General features: G+C 63.6%; 8 protein-coding genes. 2 read left to right on the top strand and 6 right to left on the bottom strand.

All coding sequences use genetic code 11. The features are described from left to right. Positions 1–134: 134 nt before the first annotated feature. Positions 135–1,553 carry an MATE family efflux transporter gene (locus tag VEK15_10200; protein ID HXV61054.1) on the bottom strand — a complete coding sequence of 473 codons (1,419 nt, stop codon included), beginning with the start codon at positions 1,551–1,553 and terminating at the stop codon, positions 135–137. A 91-nt stretch (positions 1,554–1,644) separates the two neighbouring features. Next, positions 1,645–2,820 (bottom strand): M55 family metallopeptidase, encoded by a 1,176-nt coding sequence (locus VEK15_10195; GenBank protein ID HXV61053.1) that lies wholly within the window; start codon positions 2,818–2,820, stop codon positions 1,645–1,647. 112 nt (positions 2,821–2,932) lie between these two features. Between VEK15_10195 and VEK15_10190 the strand changes: the two genes are divergently transcribed. Then, positions 2,933–4,564, top strand: a complete 1,632-nt coding sequence (locus tag VEK15_10190; protein ID HXV61052.1) for a M28 family peptidase — start codon at positions 2,933–2,935, stop codon at positions 4,562–4,564. A 65-nt stretch (positions 4,565–4,629) separates the two neighbouring features. Here VEK15_10190 and VEK15_10185 read toward each other — a convergent pair whose 3' ends face one another. The 4 genes from VEK15_10185 to VEK15_10170 form a co-directional block, all read right to left on the bottom strand. Then, on the bottom strand, positions 4,630–6,228 hold the full coding sequence (locus VEK15_10185) for an amidase family protein (protein HXV61051.1): 1,599 nt from the start codon (positions 6,226–6,228) through the stop codon (positions 4,630–4,632). 85 nt (positions 6,229–6,313) lie between these two features. Then, on the bottom strand, positions 6,314–6,847 hold the full coding sequence (locus VEK15_10180; GenBank protein HXV61050.1) for a hypothetical protein: 534 nt from the start codon (positions 6,845–6,847) through the stop codon (positions 6,314–6,316). A gap of 13 nt (positions 6,848–6,860) precedes the next feature. Next, positions 6,861–7,346, bottom strand: coding sequence for a hypothetical protein (locus tag VEK15_10175; GenBank protein ID HXV61049.1), 486 nt, complete (start codon positions 7,344–7,346; stop codon positions 6,861–6,863). A gap of 82 nt (positions 7,347–7,428) precedes the next feature. Next, entirely contained in the window at positions 7,429–8,694 is a 1,266-nt protein-coding gene (locus tag VEK15_10170; protein HXV61048.1) for an aminotransferase class V-fold PLP-dependent enzyme, read from the bottom strand. A gap of 190 nt (positions 8,695–8,884) precedes the next feature. Here VEK15_10170 and VEK15_10165 point away from each other — a divergent pair. After that, on the top strand, positions 8,885–10,026 hold a 1,142-nt coding region (locus VEK15_10165; protein HXV61047.1), incomplete at its 3' end, for an SLC13 family permease.

The following is a 10,026-nucleotide window of genomic DNA, read 5'->3' as shown; positions in this document are numbered from 1 at the left end:
CGCCCGGCCTGGACTTCCTTCATGATCCTTCCGAGCTGGGTGCGCGCTTCGAGCGCCGGAACGGTTTTCGTCTTCGGTTGCGTCAAGAGTCCTCCGCTGATGATGATTAATCAGTACTGATCATAACACATCAATCAAGGTAACTCGGTCGAATCGATGTCCACGGCAATCTGCTTCCAACGACCCTGCTCGAACCGCGCCACCGACAGCACCGCGCGAAGTACGTGTCCCATCAAGATTGCGCCCCAGACATCCGCCGGCGTGAGTCCGCGAGCCAGCTCGGTGAACGAGAGGTATCCAATGGGAACGAGGAGCTGGGAGACGATCGTGATGGCCAATGGACTGCGGGTATCACCCGTGCCCTGGAGTGCGCCGGTGTAGTTGAGCGCCACGGTAACGAAGAGCGCGGAGATGCTCAGGTAGCTCAGGAGCTGGCTACCCAGCGCGACAACGGTCGGCTCTTCGATGCCAAAAACGCTCAGAAGCCTCTCCGGTATCAGCAGAAAGAGCGCCGACATACTCGCGGCGAGGAGCAGGCCGAAGAGGGCTCCCGTGCGTGCCGCTTGTCGCGTTCTCTCGGGAGCGCCCGCGCCCAGGTTCTGTCCGGCGACGGCGGACGTCGCCGCCATCAGGCCGACGGAAGTCCAGGTTACCAGCGAGAACAGCTGGGTATAGCCGACGGCGTACGCCGCCTGGGCCTCCGCGCTCCGAGGAAGCGAGCCGACGAAACCGACCAGAGCCGCTCCCGCGAGGTTCATGGCGATTCCCTGAAAGCCGGTTGGCAGGCCGAATCGAAAGAGCTGGCGAATGATTCCCCAGTCCGGGCGCCAGGAGATCACCCGAGGTAGACGGACGACGAGACGGTTGGTGGCCAACAGGTAGATCGCGAGCCCACCCACCAGACCGGATGCGATGACCGTACCCAGAGCGGCCCCGAGAGTGCCGAATGCTGGGATCGGGCCGGCCCCGCGGATGAGCACGACGCTTGCGATCAGATTGAGCATGGTCATGGCGATCCCGAGACGAAGCGGAGTCTGCGCATCTCCCGCCGCTCGCAGCACCCCGGCGATCATGTAGTACAGGAGCATCCCGAAGCTGAACAAGAAGAGGGTTCTCAAATAAGGCAAGGCCTCTGCCTGAACATCAGGTGACGCGTTCAGGAGTCCGAGCAAGTGAGGAGCGAGGAAGATTCCCGCAGGCGTCAGAAGCAGGACGACCATCAAGATCGCGGCCAAGATGCCCTGAAAGACGACGCGATTGACCTTCTCGGGCTCTCCGGCGCCGGCGAACCGTGCCACGAGGATCCCCATGCCGGTGAACACCGAGGCGACGAAGACGATGACGACGAGAAAGATTTGCCAGCTGACCCCGATGGCGGCGTTTCCGGTGAAGCCCACGAAACGCCCGACGAGCGTGTGATCCACGATCCCCTGGAGGCCGGCGATGACGTTTTGTAGCATCGTTGGCCAGGCGATCTTCCACACGGCCCTGGAAATGGGGCCTTCGACGATCGCGGCGTCGAAACGTTGGGTGCTCTCTTCAATTGGCGCCATGTTTGCGAGGAACTTTTTTCCGGTGAGATCCTGAGCCGATTGTACTCGGTGCAATCGTTGTTGGCCCTTCGGTGACCTGGCTTGCCCGAAACTACCGGTAACCGTGGAAACGCTGGAGCGAGCTCGTTTCCTCGGAGTCGGCAGTGGGTCGGTGATATCTTCCGGACTCCTGATCGAACCATCGACGCGAAAGGGCGTCGGAATACTCGGCGAAGATCGCGTTGCCTGCCGGGTGGTTCTGGACCACCTCCTGCAGCAGATCGATGTACCCGACTCTCGCCAGGCCCACGATCTCCACCAGACCGTCATAGGCCTCGCGCAGGTCATCGGTCACGAATGTCAATGTGTCATCGTGATAGTCGATCCCAGGGATTCCGTCGAGAAAACGAAGGCTGGCGGGTGGCACCGCCCGCAGCGAGGCACGGATCGGGGTATTTACCCGCATGACCTTGGCGGATACCAGCCTCTCGACCGCCCGCTTCGCACCGTCGCGCAGATCGGCGCGGGCCTCCTCCACGGGTCGCAGATCGGCGCTGTCGGCGGCGGTCGCCACCTTGACGGTGACGAACTCGATCCACGGCATCGTCTCGAGATCCCGGGCCAGCCGGTCGTCGCCGGAGGCGAATATCACCGGTACTCCCACACGTCCCCAGGAGAGGGCGACAAGCTCGGTTTCGGTGATCGACTGTCCGTTGATCAAGAGATCGATGCCGAGGGTGAAGGTATGAGACGCAAATCCACCACTGCCGGTCTTCGCGTGCATGCCGACGACGGCGGCGGCGTCGATCGCCTCGGACTCGGGAAGGTCGAAATACGTATCGAACGCTTCGTCGCGAACGATCTGTGTGGCCCGAGCATCCAGCAGGTCGCCGCGCAGATCGGGCTCGGGATTGCCGCTCCCGTGGCCGTCCGCGATCACGACCTCGGTCGCGCCGCCTGCGAAGAGACCGTCCACCACGGCGTTGATGTCGGCCGCGAGCAGCTCCTGACCCGTGGCGTACAGGTCCGTTCCGTAATCGAAGGATGACGGATCGTCCTGACCGGAGAGTCCCTCCATGTCATGAATGATCAGAACCCGGATGCCGTCATCGACCTGCGGTTGGGAATCGGACAGCGACCACGGCGTCTCCGGCATGACGATTGGCTCCGGCTCCGGTGCCTCACGGCAAGCGATCACGAGAGCGAGAACGCCGACGAGGGCGCCTCGGCCAAGGGTTCGGTCGTGAGCTGGAAGTCTGCCAGAGCGAGGCCGGAGCGAGCACGGCATGAGTTACCTCCCGACGTGAGCGCGATGACGCTACCGCAACGTCGCGTGAGGGACAAGCGGTGGCTCCGTTCCCCAGCGAATGGGACGATATACTCGACTTCCGGGAGGAACGATGACACGAGTAATGACTCTCCTGCTAGTCGCATCGGCCGCTTTGGGTCAAACCGCGGCCCCCGGCAACGACACGATTCGAGAGGACGAGCTTCGCGCGGACTTGTTCTTTCTCGCCTCCGACGACATGCGCGGACGTCTGACCGAGACACCCGAGAATGCCCTCGCGGCATCGTTCATCCGCGCTCGCTTCGAGCGGCTCGGACTGAAGCCGATGGGCCCCAACGGCTCTTTTTACCAGCCTTTTCGCTTGATACGTTCCGCTCTCGGGGAGACGAACACGCTCGAGTTTTTCGTCGGCGACGGCCCCACATATCGGGCGCTCCTACGGCGCGAGTTTCATCCGACGGCTTTCAGCCCGACCGCATCCTCCGAAGGGGAGCTGGCGTTCGTCGGGTACGGTCTAAGGGCGCCCAAGCTAGGGCACGACGACTATCGCGGCGACGTGCGGGGCAAGATCGTTCTCGTGCTCGACCACGAGCCGGGAGAGAGGGACGCAGATAGCCGTTTCGACGGCGTGGTCACATCCGAATACTCACGCGACATCCGGAAGGTAATGTACGCGCAAGCGGCCGGTGCCGTCGGCGTCCTTTTCGTGAGTGACGTCCATAATCACGACGAAGAGGGGAACTTCGAGGAAAGCTCGCAGCGAGCCTGGCCCGATCCTCCATCGCGTGTTCCCCGGTATACGCTCGCGGCCTGGGCGGAGGCGTTGCGCATCCCCGTCGCCGAGGTCTCCCCGGCACTCGTCGGGACGATGCTCGACGTCCCCCTCGACGAGCTCGCCCGGCGCGCCGACGTACCGGGTGGTGTGGAGGCCGAGAGGTTTCCTTCGGTTCGCATTCGTCTCGCTACCGGTGTCGAGCGAACGATCGTGAGCGATCGTAACGTCGTCGCCGCGATCGAGGGAAGCGATCCGCAACTCAAGAATGAGTGGGTGATTATCTGCGCCCACTACGATCACGATGGCGCTGATGGGGCGCGCGTCTTCAACGGGGCCGACGACGACGGCTCGGGGAGCGTAGCGCTTCTCGAGATCGCCGAGGCCTACGCCACTGGCGCTCGGCAGGGAGCGGCACCCCGCCGGAGCGTGCTGTTCGCCGCCTGGAACTCCGAGGAGCGGGGACTGCTCGGCGCGTGGGCCTATGCCGAAGCACCTCTGGCTCCTCTTGCTCAGACGGTGGCAACGCTGAACATGGACATGATCGGACGCAACGAAGAAGTGCCGGTCGGAGGAGGACGCCGATTCCGCGGCCTGGAGCTCCAGACGGCGGAGTCCAACCGCAACGCGGTCCACATCATGGGTTACACCTATAGCGGCGATCTGAAACGCTCCGTGGAAGAAGCGAATCGCTTCACCGAGCTCGAGCTCGAGATGGAGTACGACAACAATGAGTCCAACCTGTTGCGACGAAGCGACCAGTGGCCCTTCCTCCAGAAAGGCGTTCCGTCGCTCTTCTTTCATACCGGGCTCCATCCCGACTATCACACCGAGTTCGACGTTCCCGAGCGGATCCAATACGAGAAGATGACGCGCATCGCGCGGCTCGTGCACCAGTTGAGCTGGGAGCTCGCTCAGGCGGATGGACGACCCAGGTTCGACCGCCCCGAGCGCGCCGCCGCGATTCCGTAAAGACGTCTTCGTAGCTCACACGGATGGATCCGGTCGGCGTCGAGCCAGGGCACTTCAACGTCTTCTCAGTACTCCACTCTCTCACCGGGCAACGCGGGCGTGTGCACCGGAACGCGGCGCGCTCGCGTCTTCTGCTCGAAAGCATATCCCAGCGCGAGGAGCTTCCCCTCGCTGAACGCAACGCCCAGGAACGAGAGGGTCACCGGCAACCCGTTGCCGGTGAAACCGGCAGGCACGATGAGATCGGGAAACCCGGTGAGGTTGGCGATGTTCGTTGCCGATGCGAACAGATCGGCCAAGGGATCGGGATCGGCATCGGAGCGGAGCGGCCGGCGTGACGCCGTGGGGTAGACGATGGCGTCGAGCTGCTCCTCACGCATCACCCCCTCGACGATGGATCGAATCAGCGGCAACCCGTGGTCGAGTACCGCGCGATACTCATAATCGTCGAGCGTGCCACTCTCTTCCTCTTGTTTGAACATGCTCCATCGTCTCGGATTGGGGGAGAATCCTTGGTCGTTCGGCGCGGTCAACGTCATCGAGCGTGCCACCAGGTCGGCGAGCGTCTTCGGGTAGGACGGCCCGAGCGCTTTCAGGTAGTCCGGGATCTGCGCGCGGAACTCCCGGCGGCGGATCGTCCAGTAGAGGTCGTTTCTCGATTGGAGCAGCCACGACGGGAATTTAACATCGACGATCGTCGCTCCGGCGGCACGCATCGCTTCGAGCGAGGCCTCGATAACCCAGTCGACGTCGGGGTCCTGACCCATGAAATCGCGGGCGATGCCGAGGCGCGCCGCGTTCAGCGCGTCGGCGTCGAGAAATTGCGTGTAATCGGTTTCGAGCTTTCCCTCGCCTTTGCGCGTCGAGTCATCGGCCGGGTCGAGGCCGGCCATGATGCCGAGCGCGACGGCAATGTCGTAGACGTTTTTGGCCATGGGGCCGGCGGTATCGAAGGACAGCGCCAGGGGAACGATGCCGTCGCGACTGACGAGGCCGTGGGTGGTTTTCAGGCCGACGATGCCGTTCGCCGCGGATGGGCCGCGGACCGAGCCGCCGGTATCGGTGCCGAGTCCGAGGGGAGCATAGGCGGCGGCGATGGCCACGCCAGTGCCGCCCGAGGAGCCCGCGGGCGACCGCGCGAGGTCGTGCGGGTTCAACATCGGTCCGATGAGAGAGCTCCGGGTGTCGCCCGAGGCGAGCTCGCTCATGTTGAGCTTGGCGAGAACGATGGCACCTGCGTCGCGCAGCTTCTTCACCACGAACGCGTCGTCCGGAGGGATCGAATCCTGGAGCATGAAGGATCCCGCCGTCGTCGGTAGATCGAACGTATCGAGGTTGTCCTTCAAGACTACGGGAATGCCGTGGAGCGGCGAGCGGGGTCCGCTCCTCCGCCGTTCCTCGTCGAGCGCCCGCGCGGTTGCGACCGCCTGGGGATGAATCGCTATGACCGCGTTGAGCTTGGGACCTCTGGCGTCGTAGGCCTCGATGCGCGCGAGACAAAGCGCCACGAGCTTCTCCGAGCTGAGAGCGCCTGCTTCGAACGCGGCGTTGATATCGGCAATGCTCGCCGTGGTGAGCTCCAATGTCTCTGCCGAGCTCAACGAGGCGAGCGACGAGAGTACGAGCCAACAGACCGAGAGGAACCGCGAAAACCGTCTCATCATGCCGGCATCGTGACGACTCGACAACTAGATTGCAAACATCACAAGCGGGCGGAAACACCAAAAGACGGAACGCTCCGGCGGTAGGTCAGAAGCGGATCGTAGCCTGGAGCGTGAATCCACCCCCGGACTCCCGTGGAAGGACGTGCACGGCGGGCGTCACCTTCTCCCATCGCTCTCCGGGGTGAACCGCTCCGATCGCGGCTCCGATCAACCCGCCAATCAGTCCGCCGGACCAGACTCCCAGGGCTACCGCTTCGCCCACGCTCGCGCCATCTTCGCCGACATCATCGTGAAAAAGAATGGCTCCGGGAACGGTGCTAACGGCGCCGATGAGAGCGCCCCACTTGGCCTTGTGCCAGGCACCCGAGCTTCGACCGCGCGGGCCGCGGCTCGTCTCGATGCTCGTCAGATCGGCAAAAGAGATGGCCCGCGGAACAGACTCACCCTCGAAGCGAATCACGAGCGCTTCGGCCGTGGAGCTTGCGACGATCCCGGTTTCTTTCCCGGCATCCTTCGTCGAAACCCGGACACGCGTGCCCGGCTCGACGTCGCCCGGTTCCTGCGCCGCCGCGGCAACGCTCAGACACACCATTACGAAAAGAAAGACTGGCAACTTCATACGACCTCCGTCATCAGAAAACGATCCCAAGGCGCAGGCCGAGGCTGTGGATGCCCTCGCCGTAAACGCGGTCCCTCACCTCGAGCCGGAAGGACCTTCCGTTGTCGAGCCGGTAGTCGAAGCCTCCGCCGAAGCTCACAGCCGGGACCGCGTCTTCAAAGGTGAAAGCACCGCCGAGCCCTCCAAGTACGAAGGGCACCAGCTTCCGCGCCCGCCCGACGAAATGGTAGGAGGCATCGAGCGAGCCCGTCATGAAGCCACAGGGAAAGCACTCGGGAGAGCTCATCCACGAGCCGTCGACGCCGAAGCCGAGACCTCGCTCCGAGATCCACTCGAAACCTCCGCCCCCCTCCAGGGTAACGAAATTCCCCGCTGCGAGCACTCCCGGTGCGACGAACAGGTAGACGTGCCGCCCCTCCCTCCGGCTCTCGGCATTTGCGTCGATGGGAATCGAAAGTAGTGTCAGGGACAGGGCCAGAAAACCGCCGAATCGCTCCATGGCGCACCTCCTTGCGGTACCAGGAGCAAAGCGGATGCCAGCCGGAAACGCCCGCAAGAATCGCGAGTGGCGGGCTCGGGCCTCACCTTTTGGATAGGCCCTCTCGCTCTTTGGAGTGGTCAGAGTACGGCGCTAGGTCGATCTTCGCGAGCAGCTCGAGCAAGTGCTCCATATCGCTAAGGTTGTTGAAGAGGCCGACGCTTGCCCGAATCTGGGTTTCGTTTTCGCGGAGTGTCACGCTGATCTTCTCGTCGTCGAGCGCCTGCTTCACCACTTTCGGATCGCGGCCGTGGACGAAGCTCACGATCGCCGATGGGTTGTCGGGCGGTGTGAACATCTCGTAGCCGAGCTTTGCCACTCCGTCCCTGAGCGTCCGGGCGAGTGAAACGGTGTGCTCCTCGACGCGGGAGAGTCCGACGTTCGAAAGGTATCCGAGCGAAGCTTCGAGCTGAGCGACGGCGCCGTAGTTGAGCCCTGCGTACTCGTACTTTTTCGCCGTCTCGTGCAGGCGGAAGCGAAAGTCGGGCAGGTCTTCCGCCACCTGATTGTGCCCGAATCGGTCGGGTCGAATGAGCGCGAGATGTTCCTCACGGACGTAGAAAGGTGCCGCGCCCCAGCTCGCGAGGAGCCATTTGTAGGAGTTTCCGCCGACGAAGTCAGCGCCTTCTTCATTGAGGTTTGCGGGAAAGCATCCGAGCGCCTGGATGCCGTCGGCGAAAAGATACCCTCCGTTCCGGTGGGCGAGCTCCGCGAGCGAGGGGAGGTGATGCCGGTAGCCGTTCCGGTTCGAGACCCAGGCGACTGAGATGAGCCGCGTCCTCCGGTCGACCCTCGCCTCGAAGTCTTCGATTGGAGCGCGACCGTCCCGGTGGGGAACGATGCGGAGCTCGATGCCATTCGTCTTCTCGAGCTCCCGGTAGAGCACGAACGTCGTGATGAAATGGAGCTCGTCGATGACGACGTTGTCGCCCGGTTTCAGGTCGAGCGCCCGGGTCACGATGTTCTCGGCGTCGCTCGTCGAGAAGAGAAGTGCGATCTCCTCCGGCTTCGCCCCGAAGAGCTCGGCGAACTTGCGCCGGGCGCTCTCCTTCCGCTCCATCGAGATGTCGAGACCGATGGCCGGATTCAGAAGCTGCTCCTCAGCATATTGCAGAGCGGCCTCGTGCACCACCCGGGGCATTGGCCCGACATAGGCGCAGTTGATGTAGGTCATCTTCTCGGTGACGGGAAAGTCCTTCCGGACTCCGAGCGGGTCGTCCCCGGTAGAAAACGCGACGCCGCGGGAAGCGGCAGAAAAGGCCATTCCGACTGCAGCGCCTGACTTGAGGAAACTTCTTCGATCGATCACGACAACCTCCCGGATTGGGCCGACGATATCACTGAACCGGAACGTGCGCCTTCGGCTCCTCGAACCAGTTTTGAGCGCGATTTCGATCCGGGCGGGCCAGAGTTATTCTTGGCTCACCGGGGAACGGAGCATGGCGAGCGAGTGCTCGCGAGTTTGTCTCTCCCGAAATGTCAAATAGATCCGAAGGTCCTTGTCAGGCACGGCCGGCGAGGCGATGATGGCATTCTCCATGGAGCCCGTTGTTCTCATCGTCTTCCTGGTCGTGTATCTCGGAATGATTCTCGGAGAGATTCCGGGGCTCGCCCTCGACCGCACCGGGATCGCGCTTCTCGGGGCCATCGCGCTGGTGGTCACCGGTCGCATGGGACCCGAAGCCGCTTGGCGCGCGATCGACGTTTCGACCCTCGCCCTGCTCTTCGGTCTCATGATTCTCTCGGCGCAGTTCCGGCTCGGAGGCTTCTATACCGAGGTGACGCGCCGGCTCGCTTCGTGGGAGGCGAGCCCCGCGGCCCTCCTTGGAGGGGTGGTCGGCGTCGCCGGCCTTCTCTCCGCCGTACTCGCGAACGACATCGTCTGTCTCGCGATGGCGCCTCTTCTGATCGAAGGATGCGCGCGGAGGCGTCTGGATCCGAAGCCGTTTCTGCTCGCGCTCGCCTGCGCCGCGAACGTAGGCTCTGCAGCGACGCTCATCGGAAACCCGCAAAACATGCTCATCGGGCAGTCGCTCGCCTTGTCTTTCGGGGGCTACACCCTCGATGCTCTCGTGCCCGCGTGCCTCGGGCTAGTCGTCGTCTGGCGTGTCGTCATCTGGCGTCAGACGAAGGGATTCGGGCTCGCGAGCGACATCGACCTCGCCCCCCTCCCGTCACCGAGCTTCGACCGATGGCAGTCGGCGAAGGCCGCGGCCGTTCTCTTCGTTCTGGTGGCCGCATTTCTCGTGACGTCCTGGCCGCGTGACGTGCTCGCGCTCGGCGCCGCGGGCCTCCTTCTGAGCAGCCGGCGCATGGCGTCCCGCGATATGCTCGTGCTCGTCGACTGGCCTCTGCTCCTGCTCTTCATCGGGCTCTTCATCGTCCACGGCGCTCTAGAGAGCTCGGGCTCGCTCGCCGTCATGATGGGCGCCGTGTCGAGGACGGGCCTCGACCCGGCGAGCACCGAGGTCTTGTTTCCGCTCGCTGCCGTCCTCTCGAACCTGGTCTCGAACGTGCCCGCAGTCATGCTGCTCTTGCCCTACATCGAGGGAAGCCTCGGCGGCACCGCCCTCGCCCTCTCGAGCACGCTCGCGGGGAACCTCTTCGTCGTCGGGAGCATCACCAACATCATCGTCATCGA

It is taken from the genome of Vicinamibacteria bacterium, from assembly GCA_035620555.1.
In the GTDB taxonomy this organism is placed as follows: Bacteria; Acidobacteriota; Vicinamibacteria; order Marinacidobacterales; family SMYC01; genus DASPGQ01.
Note: the sequence above shows the minus strand (reverse complement) of the source record. Positions and strands in the feature narration are given on the sequence as shown.